The sequence below is a fragment of the Roseibium marinum genome (assembly GCF_002906165.1).
Classification (GTDB): Bacteria; Pseudomonadota; Alphaproteobacteria; order Rhizobiales; family Stappiaceae; genus Roseibium; species Roseibium marinum.
The window spans coordinates 355,603-378,573 of record NZ_PPCN01000002.1 but is presented as its reverse complement, the minus strand read 5'-3'; the positions used below and the strand labels follow the sequence as shown (position 1 = coordinate 378,573).

Genomic DNA, 22,971 nt, shown 5'->3' with positions numbered 1-22,971 from the left:
GGTGTTGTCCGGTTGCAGGGTTGCCCTTTCCGCGCCACTTTGCCTAAGTAATCCCGTTCGGTGGTTCCCTGGAGCATCCTGCAATCCGGTCAGTGCGGATAAGACGCTCCAATAATTTCAGATCGATCGACTTGCGGCCTTCATGCAGATGAAAGCAGGTCGATCCAGCGCTCCGATGGAGATCGCACATGCGGCACTATGCTGCTCATGCCCGTTTCGCACCCGTGCTGACATCCGGCTTACTCGCGGTTGGCGGTCTTTTCCTGCCGTTTTCCGGCCTTGTTGCCCACGCCCAGTCCGTTCCGGAAACCGTGCGCGTCAACGTGGAACCGCCGGAACCCGGCATCCGTTCGATTACCGTCAACAAGAAGTACCGGCCGATCATCAGCCGGGACGGCAAGGGCGTCGTCATCGACACGATGGGCAGCGACAATAAATTGCCGCCCTGTGACGTGAAGCTGGAAGTCACTCTTGAAAACAGCCGCGTCCTGCACCGTGACGCGGATATCTGCAGCGGCAACACGCTGGTGGTGGATGTCTCCAGCGACGGTAAACCCGGCGCCGCGGCGCGCGTGGTCGGAACCAACTCGGGAACGGCCGCCGGGCCCGTGTCAAGCACTTCACCTGAAACCGCCGCCCGGCCGCAAACGGAGACGCCTTCCTCCCGCAAGCCGGTGGACGACAGCAACGCCACCATCACCGAGATCAGCCCTCCGGCCGAGCCCGGCGGCCTGGAGCCTCTTGAGCGGGTGGACACACCCATTTCGACCCCGGACCAGGAAGGCACCGAAACGGCCCGTATTTCCGGTGATCTGGAGACGATCGTCCGCGACAGACTTTCAGATGGCGGAAGCGGAAATGCCCAACCGGTGCTCGTTACGCCGAGGGAAGACCGGCAATGGTTCGCGGAACCGGGCAGTCAGCCGGGATCCCTGACCGTTCTGCAGCATACGGTTGACCAGACGGACGACCGGGATTTCCGGGCCGAATGCAGCAACCAGTCCGGCTTCGCCAGGCTGACGTTCCAGCAGGCCCCCGCCGGACTTCTCGAAGGGATGCCGCAGGCCGTGCGTATCACCGCCGGTGACTTCGAAAGCAGCTACAACGCGTTTGGCTCCTCGGCGTCAAACGAGGCCGGCCTGTCCCTGCCGGAAGTCAATATCGAAATGGCCGATCCGCTCTGGGAAGAGATGATCCGCCAGAGCGAACTGTCGATCGCCGTGGAAGGCCTGCCCGCATACGCGGTTTCGCTGCGCGGAAGCGCCAATCCGGTGCGCCTGTTCGTGGCGACCTGCGCCCCGCCGCAGCAGATCGTTTCAGACGGCGCCTTCGGTGTTCCGGGGGAAGAGGCAGGGTCCGACGTTTCCTGCGCCGAGCTCGGCCGCATCCGGTCCGTGGAAGCCGTCCGTCCCGGCCAGATCGTCTTCCGCAATGCCAGCCGCCAGCCGATTGAAGTTCACTGGATCGATTATCGCGGTGGAGAGCGGCCCTATGCCCGTCTCGAGCCGGGACAAATTCTCGAGCAGCAGACCTATGTATCGCATGCCTGGTCCGTCCGCGGTGCAAACGGCGAATGCCGCGGGGTCTATGTGACAAAGACCCCTTATCGGGAAGTCGTCATCAACGGTCCCGCGAATTTCAATCCTGGCGGTGGCAATGTCACTAATCCGTTCGGCGATCCGGGGGGATTTCCGAACGCCCCGCAGAACAACGGCTTTCCGGCAGGACCTGTGCCGCCCGGCGATGTCGGCAGTGCCAATCAGCCCGCTATCGGACAGCAGGCCGCCCGCACGAATGTCGCCGACTATCTGTGCACCACCGGTATCGACCTGAATGTGGTCTTTTCTCCGGACGGGCAAAGCGCAACTGTCGCGGAAATGGGATATGGCGCCGTGACCCTGCCGCGGGCAGGCAGCGCAAACACCTTTTACTTCGAATCGCAGGGACATGTGTTGAAAGGCCAGATCCAGAACGCGACCTGGTCGCGTCCGGGCCTCAGGGAGGTTTTCTGCGCCCGCCGATGATCTGCGACACACCGTTTTCCGAATTCGGTCAAAACCTTCCAAGACAGTCGAGTGTTTTGGAAAATTGTGTATTTATACCATTGATTTTTATCACAATATCAGAATGTTTTCTGATTTTGATCGGGCCCTAATTATCTATTTGGTCAGCTTTCTCCGTTAGTCCCTGCCTCAATGTTCCCGAACGGAAGAAAACCATGTCCTTTTTACGTTTGCCCCTGGCCTGGAAAATCTGCGCTCCGGTCGCCGTCATCGCGGTGTTCGCGGTCGCGCTTTGTGTCGTGTCGCTCAATTCGCTCAACACCGCGATGTTGGACGAACGCCTGGCGAAAATCCGCGATATCGCGGAAACAGCGGAAACCATTGTTGCGCGGTATCATGAACACGAGAAATCCGGAGCTCTGACGAAAGAGCAGGCTCAGGAGCGTGCGATCGAAGCGCTTGGAGCGATGCGCTACGAGGATGGTTCCAACTACATGTCCGTCACCAGCTATAACTCGGTCATGGTGTACCATCCGCTTGCGAGACTCGTTGGCACGGATCAATCCGGCCTGAAAGACATCAACGGCGTTGACATAAACGGAAATTTGATTGGTGCCGCTCGCGCCGGTGGTGGCTTCGTAACATATCACTGGCCCCGAAAAGGCGAGGAAACCCCTATCGAGAAGTGGGCCTATGCCAAGGGCTTCGAACCCTGGCAATGGAGCATTTCAACAGGTGTCTACATCGAAGACCTGAGGAATGCCTACTGGAGCCGGGCCTTGATCGTCATTTCTCTCGCGGTTGTCGGCTTCCTGGCTGCGGGCGCAATTGCATTCCTGTCTTTCAGGAGTGTCGTCGGACCCTTGCGCTCCCTTACCCGCAGCATGAGCCGGCTCGCCGAAGGCAATACCGATATTGAAATCATCGGCGCGGACCGCGGTGACGAAGTCGGTGAAATGGCTGCAGCCATGGAAGTCTTCGTCCGCAACGAATCCGCCCGGCGCGAACTTGAAGACCAGCAGAACAACGCTCAGGAGGACGCTGCTCGCAGGGGGGCGGAAATCCAGCAACTCAGCAGCGAGTTCGACCGCCAGATCACGGAGATGATGAGCATCATCGACAGCTCGGTGGAGAACCTGCAAGCGGCCTCGAGCGACATGACCGGCGTTGCCGCCCGGACAACCGAGCAGAGCGGCCTCGTGTCCAGCGCGTCCTCCCAGGCGTCCCACAACGTGGAAACGGTTGCCGCCGCCGCGGAAGAACTGTCCGCTTCGGTCAACGAGATCCGCAGGCAGGTTCAGGCTTCCAGCGAAATTGCCGCCCGAGCCGCGGGCGAAGCCCAATCGACGAACCAGCGCATGAACGGACTGTCGGAAGCCGCCACCCGGATCGGTGAGGTCGTCACTCTCATTCAGGCAATCGCCGAGCAGACCAACCTGCTTGCGCTCAACGCGACCATCGAGGCCGCCCGCGCCGGCGAAGCCGGCAGGGGCTTTGCGGTTGTTGCCTCCGAGGTGAAGGAACTCGCGACGCAGACGTCGAAGGCGACCGAGGACATCTCCAGCCAGATCACCGCGATCCAGGAAGAGACCGGCCACGCCGCAAGCGCGATCTCGTCGGTGACCGAGATCATCAACAACATGAACGAAATCGCCTCTTCCATCGCCTCCTCTGTCGAGGAGCAGGGGGTCGCCACGCAGGAAATCGCAAGCAACGCCACCGAGGCGTCGCGCAGCACGGTCGAGGTGACGACCAACATCGAATCGGTTTCGAAAGCTTCCGAAAACACCCGCGACACCGCGGAGAAGGTGGATTCCTCCGCCCAGCAGCTGAAGGAAAACGCTTCCATGCTGCGCAGCCAGGTCGCCAACTTCCTGCAGGAAGTCAGCAAGCGCTCCGCCGCCTGACAGAAGACCGATACCCGACAAAAAGCGCCCGCGGCTCTGAAAAGCCGCGGGCGTTTTGCATTGGATCGGCGGATCGCCGACCCGAAGAGTTTCAGATCTTGCGCAGCGCGACCTTCAATTGAATGAAAGCAGGTCGATCCAGCGTTCCGATGGAGATCGCACATACGGCACTATGCTGCTCATGCCCGTTTCACACCCGTCCTGACATCATCGAAATGAGCGATCCGCTCTGGGAAGAGATGATCCGTCGGAGCGAACTGTAGATTGCCGTGGAAGGCCTCCCCGCATACGCGGTTTCGCTGAGCGGAAGCGCCAATCCGGTGCGCCTGTTCGTGGCAACCTGCGCCCTTCCGCAGCAGATCGTTTCAGACGGCGCCTTCGGTGTCCCCGGAGAAGAGGCAGGATCCGACATTTTCTGCACCCGCCGATGAAATACAGCAATTATGAGAAGAATTCATTTTTTGAATACCTAGGATTGGCAATATTTTTATTGTCATTTTTGCCTATTAACCAAATTTAATTTGGGTGAACCCCGGTTTTTAAATCTTTAGTCATGTATTTCGCCCACTCCTCTTGGTTAAGTAAACCGAGAGGAAAAACCTGTCATGTCATTCGCACGTTGGCCATTGGCCTGGAAAATCTCTACTCCAGTCCTCGCTATCGCCATTTTCTCAATTGCACTTGCGGGCATTTCACTGAACTCACTCAAGGATGCCATGCTTGAGGAGCGTCTGGTCAAGATCGCCGATATCACCGATACCGCGACGAAGATTGCCGAGCGCTATCACGAACTGGAGAAGTCAGGCGACCTTTCGAAAGAGGAAGCGCAGCAACGCGCGGTCGAAGCGATTTCTGCAATGCGGTTCGAGAACGGAGAAAACTATATCTTCGTTTTCAACTATGACTCCATTGCCGTTTCCCATGCCAAAGCCTCTCTCATCGGCACGGATCTGTCGGGCCTCAAAGATGCGAACGGCGTCAAAATCATTCCTGAACTCGTCAAGCTGGGCCGCAACGGTGGCGGAAACCTGCTGTACCTGTGGCCACGTTCCGGCGACGATGTGCCGATCGAAAAATGGAGTCACGCCAAAGCATTCGATCCCTGGCAATGGATGATCGGCACCGGCGTTTACACCGACGATCTGGAAGCCGCGTTCTGGAACCAGGCGATCATGATCATCGCCCTTACCCTCATCGGCGCGGTGCTGGCCGGCTCGATCGCCTATTTCGCGATCCGCAGCCTCGTCCGGCCGCTGCGCGCTCTGACAGCGAACATGAGTACCCTGGCAGACGGCAATACGGATATCGTGATCGAAGGAACTGACCGCGGTGACGAGATCGGCCAGATGGCTGCAGCCATGGAGGTCTTCGTCCGCAACGAATCCGCCCGGCGCGAACTTGAAGACCAGCAGAACAACGCTCAGGAGGACGCTGCTCGCAGGGGGGCGGAAATCCAGCAACTCAGCAGCGAGTTCGACCGCCAGATCACGGAGATGATGAGCATCATCGACAGCTCGGTGGAGAACCTGCAAGCGGCCTCGAGCGACATGACCGGCGTTGCCGCCCGGACAACCGAGCAGAGCGGCCTCGTGTCCAGCGCGTCCTCCCAGGCGTCCCACAACGTGGAAACGGTTGCCGCCGCCGCGGAAGAACTGTCCGCTTCGGTCAACGAGATCCGCAGGCAGGTTCAGGCTTCCAGCGAAATTGCCGCCCGAGCCGCGGGCGAAGCCCAATCGACGAACCAGCGCATGAACGGACTGTCGGAAGCCGCCACCCGGATCGGTGAGGTCGTCACTCTCATTCAGGCAATCGCCGAGCAGACCAACCTGCTTGCGCTCAACGCGACCATCGAGGCCGCCCGCGCCGGCGAAGCCGGCAGGGGCTTTGCGGTTGTTGCCTCCGAGGTGAAGGAACTCGCGACGCAGACGTCGAAGGCGACCGAGGACATCTCCAGCCAGATCACCGCGATCCAGGAAGAGACCGGCCACGCCGCAAGCGCGATCTCGTCGGTGACCGAGATCATCAACAACATGAACGAAATCGCCTCTTCCATCGCCTCCTCTGTCGAGGAGCAGGGGGTCGCCACGCAGGAAATCGCAAGCAACGCCACCGAGGCGTCGCGCAGCACGGTCGAGGTGACGACCAACATCGAATCGGTTTCGAAAGCTTCCGAAAACACCCGCGACACCGCGGAGAAGGTGGATTCCTCCGCCCAACAGCTGAAGGAAAACGCTTCCATGCTGCGCAGCCAGGTCGCCAACTTCCTGCAGGAAGTCAGCAAGCGCTCCGCCGCCTGACAGAAGACCGATACCCGACAAAAAGCGCCCGCGGCTCTGAAAAGCCGCGGGCGTTTTGCATTGGATCGGCGGATCGCCGACCGGGAGAGTTTCAGATCTTGCGCAGCGCCACCTTGGAAATCCGGTGGCTGGCGTTTTTCGACAGGATCAGATCGGCTCTCGGCCGGGTCGGCAGGATGTTTTCGCGCAGGTTCACCAGATTGATTTCGTTCCAGATCCGGTGGGCGGTCTGCGTCGCTTCCTCATCCGAAATACGGGAATATTTGTGGAAGTAGGAACCGGGATCGCGGAAGGCCGTCTCCCTCAACTGCATGAACCGGTCGACATACCACTTGCGCAGCAGTTTTTCGTCCGCATCGATATAGACCGAGAAATCGAAGAAATCCGAAACGAACGGCACCGCACGGCCGTCCTTGGGCAGTTCCCGCGTCTGAAGGACGTTGAGACCTTCGACGATCAGGATGTCCGGCCTGTCGACTGTCACCGTATGACCCGGCATGACATCATAATAGAAATGCGAATAGACCGGAGCCCTGACATGGCGCTTGCCGGCCTTGATGTCGGACAGGAATTTCAGCAACCGGGGCCGGTCGAAACTCTCCGGAAAGCCCTTCTTGGACATCAGCCCCTCGGCTTCCAGGATCGCATTCGGGTAAAGGAACCCGTCGGTGGTGATCAGATCCACCTTGGGACTTGGCGTCCAGCGGGCCAGAAGTTCGCGCAGCACACGGGACGTCGTGGATTTTCCCACGGACACAGATCCGGCAACGCCGATGATGAAGGGTGTCTTGCCGTCTCGCGTCTGGAGAAAATTCTGGGTGGCCTGGTGAATGCTCACCGTGGCTTCCGCATAAAAGGCGAGCAGCCGGGACAGCGGCAGATAGATCGTCTCGACCTGCTCAATGGACATCGGCGCGTTCAGGCCCTGAAGTTGGGCGACCTCATGGGCGGACAAGGTCATCGGCGTGTCGGCCCGCAAGCGGGCCCACTGGCGTTCGGTGAACACCCGGTAAGGGGACAAATCCATGTCCAGGGCCGTGGCGACTTTCTGATCCATCTCTATCGCAGTCCCTGCTGCGGCGGCTGACCGCCGGAAACGGTTGTTATTCCTGGGGCCGGGACGCCTTTTCCTCAAGTCCGGTCTGTCCCGTACGCCTGCCGAGTTCCTTCATAACATCCCCCAGCGGAACATTGGACACGTTCAGAACCACCAGCAAATGATAAAGCACATCGGCGGCTTCGCCCGTCAATTCCTCGCGGTCCTCGCGGACCGCGGCAATCGCCGCTTCTACAGCTTCCTCTCCCAGTTTCTGGGCGCATTTGGCCACGCCCTTGCTGACGAGCTTGCGCGTGTAGGATGTCTCGTCACCGCTTTTCGCACGTGCGGCCACTATGGCGTCCAGATCGTCCAGAGTGAACTTGGTCATTTGGCTAGGTCCTCAAGTCAGGCATCGAGACGCATCGGCACACCGCCGGAGACCATGTGCTTCTTGGCTTCCTGAATGGTGAATTCGCCGAAATGGAAGATCGAAGCCGCCAGAACCGCGGTCGCGTGGCCGTCCCGGATACCTTCGACCATATGGTCCAGAGTACCGACGCCACCGGAGGCGATGACGGGCACGGGCACCGCATCGGCAATCGCCCGTGTCAGCGCGATATTGTAGCCGGATTTGGTGCCGTCCCTGTCCATGGAGGTGACCAGAAGCTCGCCGGCGCCGAGTTCGACAACCTTTCTGGCGAACTCCACCGCGTCGATGCCGGTCGGATTGCGCCCGCCATGGGTGAAGATCTCGAATTTCTCCGGCTCGCCCGGAGCGTTGACCTGCTTGGCGTCGATCGACACCACAATACATTGCGCGCCGAACTTCTCGGCCGCCGCGCGGACAAAATCGGGATTGTTCACCGCGGCGGTGTTGATGGACACCTTGTCCGCGCCGGCGATCAGGAGCTTGCGGATATCCTCGACCGTGCGCACGCCTCCGCCGACGGTTACCGGCATGAAACAGGCCTCGGCGGTGCGGCGCACCACGTCGAAGATCGTGTCGCGGCCTTCGTAACTGGCGGTAATGTCGAGAAAGCACAGCTCGTCAGCCCCGGCGGCATCATAGGCCTTGGCCGCCTCCACCGGGTCGCCGGCATCCACAAGATCGACAAAGTTGATACCCTTGACGACGCGGCCGTCCTTCACGTCGAGGCAGGGAATGACACGGGCCTTCAAAGTCATGAGGCTTTGCTCCGTCGAGCCGCGATCAGCGCCATCGCTTCTTTCGGATCCAGACGCCCGTCATAAAGCGCCCTGCCGGAGATAGCCCCTTCAAGAATTCCGCAATCCGGCTCCAGCAGACGGTGGATATCCTCAATGGAGGCAAGCCCCCCGGACGCGATGACGGGGATGGAGACGGACCGGGCCAGTTCAAGCGTCGAGGGAATGTTGAGACCCTTGAGAACGCCGTCCCTGTCGATATCGGTGTAGATAATCGCCGAAACACCCGCATCCTCGAAGCGTCTGGCAAGGTCCACGGCGGTGAGTTCCGAGGTTTCCGCCCAGCCTTCAACGGCGACACGGCCGCCCCTGGCGTCGATGCCGACAGCGATCTTGCCGGGAAACCTGCGGCAGGCCTCTTTCACCAGATCCGGATCGCGCACCGCGACAGTCCCGAGAATGACCCGCGTGATGCCTTTGCCGAGCCAGGTCTCGATATGATCCAGGGTCCTGATCCCGCCGCCGAGCTGCACCGGGTTCTTCGTCGCCGACAGAATGGCGTCAACCGCCGCACCGTTGACGCTTTCACCGGCGAAGGCCCCGTTCAGATCGACCACATGCAGCCATTCGAAGCCCTGGTCCTCGAAGGCTTTCGCCTGGGCGCCGGGATCGTCGTTGAAGACGGTCGCCTGGTCCATGTCGCCAAGCTTCAGGCGCACGCACTGGCCATCCTTCAGATCGATGGCGGGAAAGAGGATCATGTTATCTTAAATTCCTTCAACGATGACGATTTCGCCATCGGCAACTTTCTGACGGATTTTCACCGCCTCCTGGTACTCCGGCGAATTATAACAATCGACGGCGTGCTGGAAGCTGGGAAATTCAATAACGACGTTGCGCGCCCGTCCCGGTCCCTCGATGGCGTTGGTCTTGCCACCGCGCACCAGAAAAACCGCTCCGAACCTTTCGAAGGCCGGTTTCGCCGTTTCAACATATTGCGGATATCCGTCCTGGTCGTTCACATCCACCCGCGCGATCCAGTAGGCCTTTGTCATGTCTGTCTCCCAAAATGGTTTTTACGGCGTCCAGTCCAGAAAATTGGCGATCAGCTCCAGGCCCAGACGCTGGCTCTTTTCCGGGTGGAACTGGGTTCCGATCATGTTGTCCTTCGCCACCATCGCCGTGAACGTTCCGGCATAGTCGAAGGTCGCCAGCCGGTCGGTCTCATCGGCGCATTCAAGGTGATAGGAATGGACGAAATAGGCGTGCAGACCGTCCGGACCCGTGTCGATGCCCTTGAACACCGGATGGCCTCCAGGCCGGAGGTTGATGGTGTTCCAGCCCATATGCGGGATCTTCAGGGACGGATCGGAGGGTTTCATCGCCGTGACGTCGCCTTCGATCCAGCCGAGGCCTTCGACCGTCTCGAATTCAAGACCACGGCCAGCCATGAGCTGCATGCCGACGCAAATGCCGAAAAACGGTTTGCCCCTGACGCGGACAGTCTCTTCCAGCGCTTCCGGCATGCCGTCGACCGCCCAGAGGCCGCGCTTGCAGTCCGCGAAGGCGCCGACGCCCGGCAAGACCACATAATCGGCCTTCAGAACCCGTTCCGGATCGGCGGTCACAATCACGTCCGGCACATGGGCATGGGCGCGGGCCGCACGCTCGAACGCCTTTTCCGCCGAGCGCAGATTGCCCGACCCGTAGTCGATAATCGCAATTGTCATTGACGGGTCTCCGGACCGAGCGTCAGGCCGACGACCTGCTCGCTGCCGACCCTGGGGATGATCGGCGCCGGGGCGGGACGCCGGAGTTCCTGTCCGGTTCCGGAGGATATCGCCATTTCGCCGGCCTTGTGCAGAAAGCGCAATTCGGCTTCGGCCACACCTTTGCCTTCGACAATGCCGACCACGCGCCAGCCCTTGCGTTCCAGCGACCAGCGGCGCAGCGCCTGCGCTTCCAGTGCGAACAGGATCGAGACAATCAGCGCCGCAAGTCCCATGGCCCCGCTGCTAACAAACTGCGCCAACACTTCGATGACGAGTGTCACCGCCAGATATGCGAGCAGGATCAGCCACATGCGGTGCACCAGCAGCCAGATGGGCGAAAAGAAAAAGGCAAGGAACGAGAATCCGTCCGGCACGAACGCAAGCCGGTCGGACTGACGGGGATCTCCCGCCAGGTTCTCAAATTCCGGCGGCGCCATCACGATATAGGTGCTCATTCGCCAATTCCGTCCTAGCTGCCGAGCCGGCCCTTGGTGGTCGGAACCCGGTCCGCCTGCCGGGGATCGATTTCAACCGCCTTGCGCAGCGTGCGGGCAACGGCCTTGAAGCAGGTTTCCGCGACATGGTGGCAATTGGACCCGTAAAGATTGGCGATATGAAGGGTGATGCCGGCATTCATCGCGAAAGCCCGGAAAAACTCCTCGAACAGCTCCGTATCGAATTCGCCGATCTTGTCCCGGTCGAAGGTCACGTCCCAGACCAGGAACGGCCGGCCGGACACATCGAGAGCGCAGCGGGTGAGGGCCTCGTCCATGGCAAGGTGGGTGTCGGCATAGCGGTTGATGCCCGCCAGATCGCCCAGCGCCTCGGAAACCGCCTGGCCCAACGCGATGCCGGTGTCCTCAACCGTGTGGTGAAAATCTATGTGCGTGTCACCGTCCGCGCGGACCTTGATATCGATCAGCGAATGGCGCGAAAGCTGCTCCAGCATATGGTCGAAAAAGCCGACGCCGGTCTGGACGTCATACGCGCCCGTGCCGTCCAGGTTGATTTCAACCGAAATGCGGGTTTCTTTCGTATCGCGCGATACGCTCGCAGTGCGCATAAGCTGTTGTCCTCGTTCAGGGTGGCGAACCGGCGGTGTTGTAGCAGCCTGAACCGCCTAATGAAATAGAGACTTCGACGCGAAAGTTCCAGCGGTTGCCCGACCGCCCCTGTTCAAACCCGAATGCAGGAGAGATCGTCCATGTACAAAAAAGCAGTTTCAGAAGGTGGCCTTGCGGTTGTGACCGGCGCCGCGAGCGGCGTCGGACTGGCAGCGGCCATCCGTTTCGCCGAGGCGGGTCTGGGTGTCATTCTCGCCGATCTTCCCGGTGTGGCCCTCGAGGCAGCCACCGCGAAGGTGCGCGCCGCCGCGAAACCGGGTGCCGAGGTGCTCGCCGTTCCCACCGATGTCGCCGACACGGCCCAGGTCGAGGCACTCGCCGGCAAGGCATTCGCGACCGGACCGGTGGCGGTCCTGATGAACAATGCGGGCATCAGCCTGCCGACCACGGCGTGGGGACAGGCCGACAACTGGTCGAAGCTGATAGACGTCAATTTCTTCGGTGTCCTGCGCGGGGTTCAGGCATTCACACAGCGCATGGTCGATGCCGGCCGTCCCGCGGTGATCATCAACACCGGTTCCAAACAGGGGATCACCACACCGCCGGGCAATCCGGGCTACAATGTCACGAAAGCGGCGGTCAAGGTGCTCAGCGAGCAGCTCGCGCATGAATTGCGGGAGGCCGGTGCGCCGATTTCGGTGCATCTCTTCGTGCCGGGCTTCACCTTTACGGGCATAACCGCAGGCAATCACAAGGAAAAACCTGCGGCCGCCTGGACCAGCGCGCAGACGGTCGACTATTTCATCGAACGCATGTCGGCCGACGATTTCTACATCCTGTGCCCCGACAACGACGTCGACAGCGCCCGGGACCGGTTGCGGGCCAAATGGGCGATCGGCGATATTACCGAAAACCGGCCGCCGCTCTCCCGCTGGCATGCGGACTACAAGGACGCCTTTAAGGAATTCGAGAAATCCGGCGGAAACTAGGTTCCAGGCTGCTTCTGGTGTCCGAGGCGATGGAATGGTAAGAACGCGTCATTCTCCAGCTGCAGTCAGGAAACCGAATCATGCCGAAAAGCCGCTTCGCACCCACAAGCTCGCGCGACCGTCTGGTGTTTGCCCTGGACGTTCCCACGGTCGGTCAAGCGGAAGATCTGGTCAAACAGACCGAGGGCAAGGTCGGCGTCTACAAGATCGGCATGGAGCTGCAATTCGCGGGCGGGCTGGAATTCGCGCGCGACCTGGCGGCGGAAGGCATAAAAATCTTTCTCGATGTCAAACTGCACGACATCGACAACACCATCACCAAGGCGGTGCGCAACGTCGCCAAGATGGGGATGACCTTCGTAACACTGCATGCCTATCCGAAAACCATGCGGGCGGCGGTCAAAGGGCTGGCGGAAGAGGGCAATCCGGATCTGTGCCTGCTGGGCGTGACCGTCCTGACTTCGATGGATGAAGCGGACCTTCATGCCGCCGGATACCGCGGCCCGCTCGCGGACGTGGTGGAAGCACGCGCCGGAGACGCGAAAGCCGCCGGTATGGGCGGGATCGTCTGCGCCGCGACCGAATCCCGGAGGTTGCGGCCGATCCTGGGCGACGAGCTGGTCATCGTGAACCCCGGCATCCGACCGGCGGGCAGTGCGGCCGGCGATCAGCGCCGCGTCATGACCCCGTCCGACGCCGTGCGGGCCGGCAGCGACTATCTGGTCGTCGGCCGGCCTATCAGCCAGGCCACGGACCCGGCCGGGGCGGCCGAGGCTGTCGTCGCGGAAATCGACGCGGCGCTGGAAGCTGTTCCGGCCTAGAGGATGTCGCTTTCATTTCATGAATCCGCTTGAACGCGACAGGCCTTAGAGCACGCCCTCGACCGTGAAACCGCATTGCTCGGCAACCTTGCGATAGGATGCCGTGAAGCCGTTCAGCGAGGCGGTGTAGACAAGGCCGCCCGGTCCCACGATGTCGATCTGGCCGTTGCGCTGCATCGCCTGCAGAACACGCTGATTGTCCTCAAAGGGAAAATTTGTCTCCGCGAACGCAAATCCGTCTTCATCGAAACCGGCAAAAACCGCCGCCTGCGCGCTGTCGCCGTCATCGAAGACGAAGTTCACCTTCTGATCGTTCTGCAAGACGGTTGCCTGACCGCGGAAGGCATGTTCGGAGAGCTGGACGCCCGGGAAGAAGTCTGGCGGAAGCGCGTCGCCGTTGGAGATGGAAAAACCAACCGTCGGATCGCCGTCACCGCCTGTCCACATCCGGCATGTGGTTCGCAGATCTTCTCCCGTATCCACCGTCTCAACCAGGACAGTCCAGTCCTTGTAGGTGAAATACTCTTCGCTGGCCTGGGCGACAGAGGCCGTGCAGCACGCAAGGCTCAGGAGAGCAAGAGATCTGAAATTCATGGAATATCCTCAGGTGACCTGACGTTGAAAGAGCGTTCTTTCAACATGGATATTCTTAAGATTTAAAGCACTCTGCCCGGAAGATTTTATCTTCATCGCTCCGGGACGGAGCAAGCTGCCCAGTACCGCATGTACCGGCTCATGCCGCCTTGTCGTCATCGCAGGCGGCGGAGCGCAGCACCATGCCGTAGAGATCGCGGGGGTCGTCCGGATCGGCCAGGAGATCCAGCTTTTCGAAGTGACCGGTTTTCGGCAGGAGATCGCGCACATAGCGCAGGGCGGCGAAATCCTCGATGGCGAAGCCGACGCTGTCGAACAGGGTGATCTGGCCGTCGGAGGTGCGGCCCGGGGCCTTGCCGGAATAGACCTGCCAGAGCTCGGTGACCGGATGGTCCCGGTCGAGTTGCTGGAATTCTCCCTCGATATGGGTCTGGTCGGGAAACTCGACAAAGATGTCCGAGCGCAGAAGGATGTCCCTGTGCAGCTCGGTCTTGCCTGGACAGTCGCCCCCGACCGCGTTGATATGCACGCCCGCCCCGACCATGTTGTCCGTCAGGATGGTGGCCCGTTTCCTGTCCGCCGTCACCGTTGTGATGATCTGCGCCCCTTCGATGGCATCTTCCGGCGTCTTGCAGATGGTTACGTTCAGGCCGGAGTCCAGCAGGTTGCGGGCAAGGCGCAAGCTGGCTGCCTTTTCGATGTCGAAGGCGCGGATTTCGGTAATGCCGAGCAGTTCCTTGAAAGCCAGGCACTGGAAATCGGACTGGGCGCCATTGCCGATCACGGCCATGGTGGTCGCGCGCGGCGGCGCCAGGTATTTCGCGGCCAGTGCCGAGTTCGCCGCCGTGCGCAGGGCGGTCAGGATGGTCATTTCGCTGAAGAGGACCGGATAGCCGGTCTTCAGGTTGGCGAGGACGCCGAAACCCGTCACCGTCTGCAGGCCTTCGCTTGTGTTGCCCGGATGTCCGTTGACATATTTGAAGCCGAAGGTCTCGCCGTCGCTGGTCGGCATCAGCTCGATCACACCCTGCGGCGCATGCGCGGGGATACGCGGTTTCTTGTCGAAGCTTTCCCAGCGCAGGAAATCCTGTTCGATGTAGTCCGCCAGACCGCGCAGGAAGGTTTCGACACCGACGGCGCGCACATTGCGCATCATGTTGTCAACGCTGACAAACGGCACGTAAGCGAGGTCGGACGGTTTCAGATCGATGGTTCCGCGTTGCATTTTTTGTCCTTTAAAAACTTCTTGTCGGCCGGTCGAAGACACGGCGCCCGAAAAGGCTGCCGGCCAGATCGACCATCAGACGCGCGGTTCTTCCGCGTTCATCCAGGAAAGGGTTGAGTTCGACGAGATCGAGGGAGGTCACGAGGCCGCTGTCATGCAGCATTTCCATGACCAGATGCGCCTCGCGGAAGGACGCCCCGCCCGGGACGGTTGTCCCCACGGCCGGGGCGATTTCCGGGTCGAGAAAATCAACGTCCAGAGAGACATGCAACAGGCCGTCGGCGGCCCGCACCCGCTCCAGGAACGGCCTCAGCAGCGGCGCGATGCCTTCCTCGTCGATCCGGCGCATATCGCTGACGCCGACGCCGAGACCGCGCAGCATGTCGCGCTCTTCGCGATCGATGGAGCGGACCCCAAGAATCTCGACATTTTCCGGCTTCAGCGTGTGTTCGAGCGGCGATCCGAGCAGATCGTCGAAACCGGGCAGCCCGCACAGGAATGCGAGCGGCGTGCCGTGCAGATTGCCGCTGGCGGTGCTCTCAAGGGTGTGAAAATCCGAATGGGCGTCGAGCCAGAGAACGAAGAGCGGACGGTTCCGCGCCGCCGCGGCCCTTGCCTGGCCGGAAACCGAGCCCGCGGCCATGGCATGATCGCCGCCCAGATAGATCGGAAAGACGGATGCGGCACCGAGACCGGCGGCCTTGTCATGAAGCGCCCGCGTCCAGCCGACATAGGCCCGGTAATTCTTCAGGACCGGATTGGGAGCGCGGAGGGGGCCGACTTCGGCGGGAGCAAGGTTGCCGTGATCGGCGACCGTGTGGCCCAGCGCCTCAAGCATGCCGGCAAGGCCTGCGGTGCGATAGGCGTCAGGGCCCATGAGACAGCCGCGCTGTCCCGCGCCTTCGTCAACGGGTGCACCGACCAGCACGATCTGTTTCCTGGCAACGTTCACATCATTCTCCGCCTGAATCCGAGTGTTGCAATCCTGCGGAAATATCGCGGCGGAGTAAATCCGGTCACTTGATCAATTGAGTAATCATAATTACCATTCTGATATGTACAATTGATCAAAGTGATAAAATGGACGATCTGGACCTGCGTTTGATAGCCTTGCTTCGCCACGATGGCCGGAGATCGGTATCCGATTTGGCAAGCGATCTGAAAGTCACCCGCGCCACCGTTCGCGCACGGATGGAGAAGCTTGTGGAGACGGGTGAAATCCTCGGCTTCACCGCGGTTCTGCGCGATGACTGGCGGGACCTGCCGATCCGCGCCGTCACCCTCGTCGTGGTGGACGGGCGAAACACCGATCCCGCGATCCGCGCCCTGAGCGCGATGGCTGAGGTCCGGGCCATTCATTCCACCAACGGCAAATGGGATCTTGTCCTCGATGTCGCGACGCGGGACCTTTCCGCTTTCGACGATGCGCTGAACAGGATCCGGCTGATCGACGGCATCGCGGCAACGGAAACCAATCTGCTTCTGACCACGCGCAAGGGACCTGCGGTTTCGCCAAGCGAATTCAAACGGGAAACGGGGTAAGTCCGCGGCCAGTCCCGAGTTCTCGCAAATCGGGTCGCGCCCGCCCCCGGCGGCGGCTAGGATCGGACCGGAATTCAAAAAGTGAAGCAACCGACATGACCAAAGCCATCGATCTTGCCGGCCTTGCGCCGGACCCCAGGCCGATCTCGGTCGGCGAGGAGGCCGCCGAGCATTATGCCGTTGTCCGCCGGACACTGGAGCGGATCACCAGGGACTGGCGCGACCAGCCGTCACTGGAACAACTGGCCAGGGAAGCGGGACTGCAGCCGATCCAGCTGCAAAGGGTGTTCTCGCGCTGGGCCGGCCTGACGCCGAAACAGTTTCTGCAGGCGATCACGCTCGACCACGCCAAGGCACTTCTGAGGGACTCAGCCAGCGTTCTGGACGCGTCTTATGAAGTCGGCCTGTCCGGCTCGTCCCGGCTGCACGATCTTTTCGTTACCCACGAGGCGATGACCCCTGGCGACTATCGGAATCGGGGCGGCGGGCTGACGATCGCCTATGGCTTTCATCCCTCGCCGTTCGGCCAGGTTCTCGTCATGGCGACCGACAAGGGCCTTGCCGGGCTCGGTTTCGCCGATCCGGGCGAGGAACAGGCCGCCCTTGAGGACATGAGCGGCCGCTGGCCGGCGGCGCGCTATGTTCAGGACCAGGAGGCGACGTCCGGTTATGCCGGCCGCGTGTTCGATCCGGAAAAATGGCAACAGGACCAGCCCCTGAACATCGTCATGATCGGCACGGATTTCGAAATCCGGGTCTGGCAGACGCTCCTGAACATTCCCATGGGACAGGTGACCACCTATTCCGATGTCGCAGCGCGCATCGGCAGCCCCAAGGCGTCACGGGTCGTCGGAACGGCGGTCGGCCGCAACCCGATTTCCTTCGTGGTTCCCTGCCACAGAGTGCTCGCCAAGGGCGGTAAACTCGGCGGCTACCACTGGGGCCTCACCCGCAAGCGCGCCATTCTCGGCTGGGAAAGCGGCTTGTCCGGGCCGGTGCTGGAGTGTGTTTGAGGCATTCGCCGGATCGAACGGAAAACGTCGGTTCTGGAGAAAGATTACCCCCACCCCTAACCCCTCCCCACAAGAGGGAGGGGGACCACGCTCAGTATTTGATCAGTTGCTGCGGAAAATCACGAAACGTCGGTAGGGAAGCAATTGGTTTGTTCCGGGTTGGGCGGCATTCCCCTCCCCCTTGTGGGGAGGGGTTAGGGGTGGGGGTTCCTGTCTACCTCAGACCCTGCTTTCACCTGATACTAAAAAGCGCGCCGTACCGGCTTACCTATTCAACGCACCGGGCCCGGCGGCATCGGGTAGTTGCCGGTGATGGACCAGCCGAAGGAGGCGAGGCGTTCCGCCGCCATGGGGGTCAGGTCTCCGGTAATCAGGAAATCCACACCGGAAGGGGGAAACGGCAGGCTGCCGAGGCCTTCATGCATGGCGGAAAAAGCCTGCGCGACGGTCTGGGTCCAGGCCACCATGTCGAGCGGCATGACAATGGCTGCCAGCCCGTCGCGCCGGATGGCGACAGGAATGCCGGAGACCAGCTTGATCTGACTGAGACCGGAGACGGTCCTGTTGTAGGTTTCCAGAAGGACGACGCGGCGGAGCTGGAAATAGGCGATGTCACGGCTGTCGGCGTCGGCGGCCTTGGCGGCGACGAGGTCAAGATCCTGAACCCCAGGCATGGCCAGCAACCGGTAGGCGATTGACGCCTTTTCCCCGTCCGTAAAGAAGGGATTGGCGGCGATTTTCGCTATTGTCGCCTCCACGACACCTGACTTTCGCAACGTTTCCGCCGTGCGTTGTTCGAGCTCGGCCGGGGAGCTGTCGACGATCATCGTGCGGAAATCATCCGCCGTGCGGGCCGTGTTCACGATCAGGCCACCCGGGAGCAGGCTGGTGATCGCCGTGACAGTCCAGTTCCCCGCCGTGGTGACACTGGCGGTTTCATCGAGTTTTTCCGAAAGCGGCCGGTAGAATGTATAGGGATCGACGCCGAGGTCGACGGCGAGTTCACGCCGGGCGCGGGCCTGGCCGGTAATCGACCTGGCGAGCTCCGCCGGAGAGCCGCCCTTGCCGCTCACCACCGCTTCAACGCCTTTCGTCAGGCGTCCGAACATGCGCCCCACGCCGCTGACCGTGCTCTTGGCCGTGCCGACCGGGTCGGTCACCGTGCTCTCGACGAATTCGACCGGTTTCATTGCCGCCTGCTTGAGGCCATCGACGAAGCTCGCATCGTTCTTGAGACTTTCCAGGCCGACCAGCACCGCAATCTCCGACAGCCGAAGCTTCAGGAGGCCGTCGCCTTCGATCCGCTCCACGCCGAGATCCGTCTGGAGCTGGTAGATGCGCAGGAAGCCGTCGCCGCGCACAGGCGCCAGGACGGCATAGCCCGGGCCGAGCTCCCTTCCGTCCAGCACGGCGGCCGGGTCCTCTTCCGGAGGGGTCTCGAACTGCCCGGTGAGCGCAAAGGCTGTCGCGGCCGCCGCAACGGCCCCCGCGAGAGGACCGGCAAACCGGACCAGCGCCTTGAACATCGGATGCATCGAGCTGATCTCCTTCACGCCAGCGCAGGCTTTGGCATTGTAGACCGGCAGCCTATTCCGGCGCCATACCGTTGCGCGCCAAAGCCTCGCCGGCCAGATAAAGCGATCCGCAGATCAGTATCCTCGGCGGCTCGCCATCGTTGGCGGCGCAGGCCGCCACATCGGCGAGCGCCGCGTCCAGCGACTGGAACGGAGTTGCCTCCAGGCCGGCGCAACGGGCGAGATCCGCAAGGTCCTCCGGCGTTCTTGCCGTGTTTGTCGAGGAGATCGGCACTGTACCGACATGCCGGACCAGACCGTGAAAAGGTCTGAAGAAACCGACCGGATCCTTGGTGGTCAGCATGCCGGAGACGAGATAGAGCGGGCGAGGGGCACGTTCCTCCTGCTCACCCATGAACTCGGCAATGGAAATACCCGCGCCCGGATTATGGCCGCCATCCACCCAGACTTCCGCATCGTCCGGACACAGGTCATGGAGCGGCCCGTGGGTGACCGGCTGAAGCCGTCCGGGCCAGTTGACCGATTTCAGGCCCTTGGCAATGGTGGCCTCTTCCGGCAGAAGCCCGGCTGTCTTCAGGGTTGCCAGCGCCAGGCCGGCATTTGCGACCTGATGGCGGCCGTTCAGCACCGGCAAGGGCAGATCGATCAGCTCATCATCGTCCTGATAGGTCATTCGGCCCTGATCCTCCAGAGCCACAAAATCCTGACCGAAAACTTCGAGAGAGGCCCGGTTGCGGGCCGCCTGGCGCCCGATCACCCTGAGGGCCGCGTCTTCCTGAGCCGCGCACACGACCGGAACGCCCTGCTTGATGATGCCCGCCTTTTCCGCGGCGATGTCCGCGACATCGTTGCCCAGGAACTTCTCGTGATCCATGGAAACCGGCGTTATGACGGTTGCCAGCGGCCGGTCGATGACGTTGGTCGCGTCCAGACGCCCGCCGAGCCCGACTTCAAGCAGCAGAATGTCCGCGCGATGTTCCGCGAAAAGCAGGAAAGCCGCGGCGGTGGTGATTTCGAAAAACGTGATTTCCTCACCCGCGTTGGCTTCCTCGCAGCGCTGCAGCGCTTCCTGAAGCATGGGATCGGAGACAAATTTTCCGTCCGTGCCGAGCCGGATGCGTTCGTTGAAGGAAACAAGATGCGGCGAGGTGTAGACGTGGCAGCGTTTTCCGGCGGCTTCCAGCACCGCCCGCAGGGTGGCGGTCACCGATCCCTTGCCATTGGTGCCGGCGATATGGATGACCGGTGGCAGGCGCTTTTCCGGGTGGCCAAGTGCGGCCAGCAACCGGTGCATGCGTCCGAGCGAGAGATCGATCTCCTTGGGATGCAGGGCCAGCAGGCGGTCGAGGATTTTGATGATTTGATCCAATGCGCCCTCCGCGGGTCCCTTTGGTCCCGTGTTCTGCATGAGATACGCGTTTACGAGATGACCGGCCGCCTGACAAGCGGGCAGGCCGAATTTATCCATTCATGCCGCTTTCGCGACAATTCAGGGTGAGCCTGAGCGCCTATTTGGCCACTTCGACCTCTTTGACATTGGCTTCCGCTGGTGCGACGGGTTCTGCCTTTGCCGCAGGTTCGGGTTTTTTCGGTGCTTCGAGCGCCATTTGCGGCAGCTGGACTTCCCGCTTCATGAGGATGCCGCAGATCCGGGCGACCGTGTCTTTCATCTGCTGGCGTGGCACGACCATGTCGATCATGCCGCGTTCGAGAAGATATTCGGCCGTCTGGAAATCGTCCGGCAGTTTCTCGCGGACCGTCTGCTCGATCACACGCCGGCCGGCAAAACCGATCTGCGCGCCGGGCTCGGCTATCTGGACATCGCCGAGCATCGCATAGGAGGCGGAAACACCACCCGTCGTCGGGTTTGTCAGAACAACGATATAGGGAAGCCCGGCTTCGCGCAGCATCTGCACGCCGACGGTGGTGCGCGGCATCTGCATCAAGGACAGGATGCCTTCCTGCATGCGGGCGCCGCCTGAGGCAACGAACATGACAAACGGGGTCTTGTCCTTGACGGCTTTCAACATGCCCGCAAGTATCGCTTCGCCGACGGCCATGCCCAGGGAGCCGCCGATAAAGGTGAAGTCCTGAACGGCGGTGGTGATGTCCATGCCGTTGACCTTGCCCTGGGCGACATGGATGGCTTCATCGTCACCGGTCTTGGACCGGGCATCCTTCAGGCGGTCACTGTAGCGCTTGCTGTCGCGGAACTTGAGCGGGTCGGCATGAACTTCAGGCGTTGCGACACGGGTGTACTGGCCGCCGTCGAAGAAGGATTCCAACCGCCGGCGCGCCGGCATGCGCATGTGATGACCGGAATTCGGAATCACCCAGAGGTTTGCCTCCAGGTCCCGGTGGAACACCATCTCCCCGGTTTCCGGACACTTGATCCAGAGATTCTCCGGAACTTCACGCTTTTTCCAAAGATCCCGGATCTTGGGGCGTACGATAGAATTGATCCAGTTCACGTTTCACGTGTCCGTTGTTTTGAGCTCTTTGAGGAGGTGCAAATCCGTTTGACCAGCTTTCCCGCGAGTGCTCCGGTTACCAACAGGCGGAAAAATCGGGTCCGCCACAATTCCTGCTAATACAATTGCCAAATGGGGCGAGATCAGGACCTGCGGGCCCGGTCGCAGCCGGCCGCCAGTCCGGCGACCACATCCGCAACCGCCTGAACGGTTCTGTCCGTCGCCTTGCCCGTCTCGTCCAGGCTGTCGCGAATGGCATTGACCAGAACCGACCCGACCACAACACCGTCCGCATCCTTGCCGATAACGGCCGCCTGCTCCGCGGTCTTGACACCGAAACCGACGGCAACCGGCAGATCGGTATGACCCTTGATCCGGTTGACGGCATCCGCGACCCGGCCTGTATCGGCGATATCGGCGCCGGTGATGCCGGTCACCGATACGTAATAGACGAAACCGGAGGTATTGGCCAGAACGGCGGGAAGCCGCTTGTCGTCCGTCGTCGGCGTTGCCAGTCGGATGAAATTCAGACCGGCGTCCAGCGCCGGGATGCACAGTTCGTCATCGGCTTCCGCGGGAATATCGACAATGATCAAGCCATCGACACCGGCGTCTTTGGCGATCTGGACGAATTTCACCGGATCGCGCACATAGATCGGATTGTAGTAGCCCATCAGGATGATCGGCGTTTCCTGGTCCTGCTTGCGGAACGCTCGCACCATGTCGAGGGTCTTTTCCATGGTCTGGCCGGCGGCCAGCGCACGCTGGTTGGCGAGCTGGATCGGAATGCCTTCGGCCATCGGATCGGAAAAGGGCATGCCGAGCTCGATGACGTCGGCACCGGCCGCCGGAAGAGCGTTCAATATGGCCTGAGACGTATCCAGATCCGGATCGCCTGCGGTAATAAACGTGACGAGAGCCGGCCGGCCTGCATCCGCACAGGCTTTAAAACGGCGGTCGATGCGCGTTTGCGTCATGCATTGCTACCCTTCCTGCGCCCGCTTCACATCCTCGCAGGCCTTTTCGTCCCTGCGATGTACGGGGGGCATACGCGCCATGTCAATCTATCAATGCACAAACGCATCCGTTCAGGGCCGCACGCGGGACGAACCGGAACCGGAGGTCAGCTCCACCGTTTCTGCATGGCAGGAATACGGGATGCGCAGAAAAACCGACTGGATAAATGCACTATGTGCGCTTAATTTAAGGCCAGTCCTGAGCCATCAAACAACAACAAGGAGCTGAAAATGGCCCATTCCCTTTTCGAACCGGCCCCCACGCCCCTCAGCGAAAAGCTTTGGAGGCGCATGAAGGGTTTCAATATCGGCTTTTCCACGCGCATGGAGCAACCGCATGGACCGGACCGGCCTGGGGAGACCAGGCCGCTGCAGCAGGCCGAACATCTGGATGCCCGTGGCCGGCAACAGCTTCTTGAAGAGGTCCTTGTCGCCCGGCCCATCCATGCAAAAAAGGGCCGCGCGTCCTGAAAACGCACGGCCCGATCCGATTTGGTCGATAGTGGTCAGGCCGCCCTG

23 protein-coding genes are annotated in these 22,971 nt (G+C 61.2%); 8 read left to right on the top strand and 15 right to left on the bottom strand.

Features of this window, described 5'->3' with window-relative positions; translation table 11 throughout:
• Window positions 1-188: 188 nt before the first annotated feature.
• From CLV41_RS08720 to CLV41_RS08710, 3 genes are all read left to right on the top strand, one after another.
• Window positions 189-2,024: a VHL beta domain-containing protein gene (locus tag CLV41_RS08720; protein ID WP_103221916.1), complete on the top strand. Its 1,836-nt coding sequence runs from the start codon at window positions 189-191 to the stop codon at window positions 2,022-2,024.
• 194 nt (window positions 2,025-2,218) lie between these two features.
• Window positions 2,219-3,910, top strand: a complete 1,692-nt coding sequence (locus tag CLV41_RS08715; protein WP_103221915.1) for a methyl-accepting chemotaxis protein — start codon at window positions 2,219-2,221, stop codon at window positions 3,908-3,910.
• 605 nt (window positions 3,911-4,515) lie between these two features.
• On the top strand, window positions 4,516-6,207 hold the full coding sequence (locus CLV41_RS08710) for a methyl-accepting chemotaxis protein (protein WP_103221914.1): 1,692 nt from the start codon (window positions 4,516-4,518) through the stop codon (window positions 6,205-6,207).
• A gap of 91 nt (window positions 6,208-6,298) precedes the next feature.
• Here the strand turns inward: CLV41_RS08710 and coaA are convergent, their stop codons facing one another.
• From coaA to hisB, 8 genes are read right to left on the bottom strand one after another with little or no spacing between them, the layout of a single operon-like run.
• Window positions 6,299-7,264, bottom strand: coding sequence for a type I pantothenate kinase (gene coaA, locus CLV41_RS08705; protein WP_103221913.1), 966 nt, complete (start codon window positions 7,262-7,264; stop codon window positions 6,299-6,301).
• A 46-nt stretch (window positions 7,265-7,310) separates the two neighbouring features.
• Window positions 7,311-7,634 carry a phosphoribosyl-ATP diphosphatase gene (locus CLV41_RS08700; protein ID WP_103221912.1) on the bottom strand — a complete coding sequence of 108 codons (324 nt, stop codon included), beginning with the start codon at window positions 7,632-7,634 and terminating at the stop codon, window positions 7,311-7,313.
• Window positions 7,635-7,651: 17 nt separating this feature from the next.
• Complete coding sequence (gene hisF / locus CLV41_RS08695) at window positions 7,652-8,431, bottom strand: imidazole glycerol phosphate synthase subunit HisF (protein ID WP_103221911.1); 780 nt, start codon at window positions 8,429-8,431, stop codon at window positions 7,652-7,654.
• Window positions 8,428-9,171, bottom strand: a complete 744-nt coding sequence (gene hisA / locus CLV41_RS08690; protein WP_103221910.1) for a 1-(5-phosphoribosyl)-5-[(5-phosphoribosylamino)methylideneamino]imidazole-4-carboxamide isomerase — start codon at window positions 9,169-9,171, stop codon at window positions 8,428-8,430. Before hisA ends, hisF begins: the two co-directional genes overlap by 4 nt.
• Before the next feature lie 6 nt (window positions 9,172-9,177).
• Window positions 9,178-9,465 (bottom strand): DUF1330 domain-containing protein, encoded by a 288-nt coding sequence (locus CLV41_RS08685; protein ID WP_103221909.1) that lies wholly within the window; start codon window positions 9,463-9,465, stop codon window positions 9,178-9,180.
• Between the two features lie 21 nt (window positions 9,466-9,486).
• Entirely contained in the window at window positions 9,487-10,140 is a 654-nt protein-coding gene (hisH, locus tag CLV41_RS08680) for an imidazole glycerol phosphate synthase subunit HisH (protein WP_103221908.1), read from the bottom strand.
• A complete protein-coding gene (locus CLV41_RS08675; RefSeq protein ID WP_103221907.1) occupies window positions 10,137-10,637 on the bottom strand; it encodes a DUF2628 domain-containing protein in 501 nt (166 codons plus the stop codon). Before CLV41_RS08675 ends, hisH begins: the two co-directional genes overlap by 4 nt.
• 14 nt (window positions 10,638-10,651) lie before the next feature.
• The gene (gene hisB, locus CLV41_RS08670; RefSeq protein ID WP_103221906.1) at window positions 10,652-11,245 is read right to left on the bottom strand and encodes an imidazoleglycerol-phosphate dehydratase HisB; all 594 of its coding nucleotides are present in this window, start codon (window positions 11,243-11,245) and stop codon (window positions 10,652-10,654) included.
• A gap of 141 nt (window positions 11,246-11,386) precedes the next feature.
• Here hisB and CLV41_RS08665 point away from each other — a divergent pair, with 141 nt between their 5' ends.
• Both CLV41_RS08665 and pyrF read left to right on the top strand, forming a co-directional pair.
• Entirely contained in the window at window positions 11,387-12,235 is an 849-nt protein-coding gene (locus CLV41_RS08665) for an SDR family NAD(P)-dependent oxidoreductase (protein ID WP_103221905.1), read from the top strand.
• 80 nt (window positions 12,236-12,315) lie between these two features.
• A complete protein-coding gene (gene pyrF / locus CLV41_RS08660; protein ID WP_103221904.1) occupies window positions 12,316-13,056 on the top strand; it encodes an orotidine-5'-phosphate decarboxylase in 741 nt (246 codons plus the stop codon).
• A 45-nt stretch (window positions 13,057-13,101) separates the two neighbouring features.
• Here pyrF and CLV41_RS08655 read toward each other — a convergent pair whose 3' ends face one another.
• From CLV41_RS08655 to rocF, 3 genes are all read right to left on the bottom strand, one after another.
• Entirely contained in the window at window positions 13,102-13,650 is a 549-nt protein-coding gene (locus tag CLV41_RS08655; RefSeq protein WP_103221903.1) for a hypothetical protein, read from the bottom strand.
• 139 nt (window positions 13,651-13,789) lie between these two features.
• Window positions 13,790-14,875, bottom strand: a complete 1,086-nt coding sequence (locus CLV41_RS08650; protein WP_103221902.1) for an ornithine cyclodeaminase — start codon at window positions 14,873-14,875, stop codon at window positions 13,790-13,792.
• A 10-nt stretch (window positions 14,876-14,885) separates the two neighbouring features.
• Window positions 14,886-15,827, bottom strand: a complete 942-nt coding sequence (gene rocF, locus CLV41_RS08645; protein WP_103221901.1) for an arginase — start codon at window positions 15,825-15,827, stop codon at window positions 14,886-14,888.
• Window positions 15,828-15,955: 128 nt separating this feature from the next.
• On the opposite strand from rocF, the gene CLV41_RS08640 reads away from it, so the two are divergent.
• Window positions 15,956-16,417: an Lrp/AsnC family transcriptional regulator gene (locus tag CLV41_RS08640; RefSeq protein ID WP_103221900.1), complete on the top strand. Its 462-nt coding sequence runs from the start codon at window positions 15,956-15,958 to the stop codon at window positions 16,415-16,417.
• Window positions 16,418-16,512: 95 nt separating this feature from the next.
• Window positions 16,513-17,430: a methylated-DNA--[protein]-cysteine S-methyltransferase gene (locus CLV41_RS08635; protein WP_103221899.1), complete on the top strand. Its 918-nt coding sequence runs from the start codon at window positions 16,513-16,515 to the stop codon at window positions 17,428-17,430.
• Between the two features lie 272 nt (window positions 17,431-17,702).
• Here the strand turns inward: CLV41_RS08635 and CLV41_RS08630 are convergent, their stop codons facing one another.
• The 4 genes from CLV41_RS08630 to trpA form a co-directional block, all read right to left on the bottom strand.
• Window positions 17,703-18,965, bottom strand: a complete 1,263-nt coding sequence (locus CLV41_RS08630; protein WP_208987381.1) for a hypothetical protein — start codon at window positions 18,963-18,965, stop codon at window positions 17,703-17,705.
• 52 nt (window positions 18,966-19,017) lie between these two features.
• The gene (locus CLV41_RS08625) at window positions 19,018-20,334 is read right to left on the bottom strand and encodes a bifunctional folylpolyglutamate synthase/dihydrofolate synthase (RefSeq protein ID WP_235867093.1); all 1,317 of its coding nucleotides are present in this window, start codon (window positions 20,332-20,334) and stop codon (window positions 19,018-19,020) included.
• A 139-nt stretch (window positions 20,335-20,473) separates the two neighbouring features.
• On the bottom strand, window positions 20,474-21,436 hold the full coding sequence (gene accD, locus CLV41_RS08620) for an acetyl-CoA carboxylase, carboxyltransferase subunit beta (protein WP_103221898.1): 963 nt from the start codon (window positions 21,434-21,436) through the stop codon (window positions 20,474-20,476).
• Window positions 21,437-21,579: 143 nt separating this feature from the next.
• Window positions 21,580-22,413, bottom strand: a complete 834-nt coding sequence (trpA, locus tag CLV41_RS08615; RefSeq protein WP_103221897.1) for a tryptophan synthase subunit alpha — start codon at window positions 22,411-22,413, stop codon at window positions 21,580-21,582.
• Between the two features lie 270 nt (window positions 22,414-22,683).
• Here trpA and CLV41_RS08610 point away from each other — a divergent pair, with 270 nt between their 5' ends.
• Window positions 22,684-22,923 carry a hypothetical protein gene (locus tag CLV41_RS08610; RefSeq protein ID WP_103221896.1) on the top strand — a complete coding sequence of 80 codons (240 nt, stop codon included), beginning with the start codon at window positions 22,684-22,686 and terminating at the stop codon, window positions 22,921-22,923.
• Window positions 22,924-22,971 lie beyond the last annotated feature (48 nt).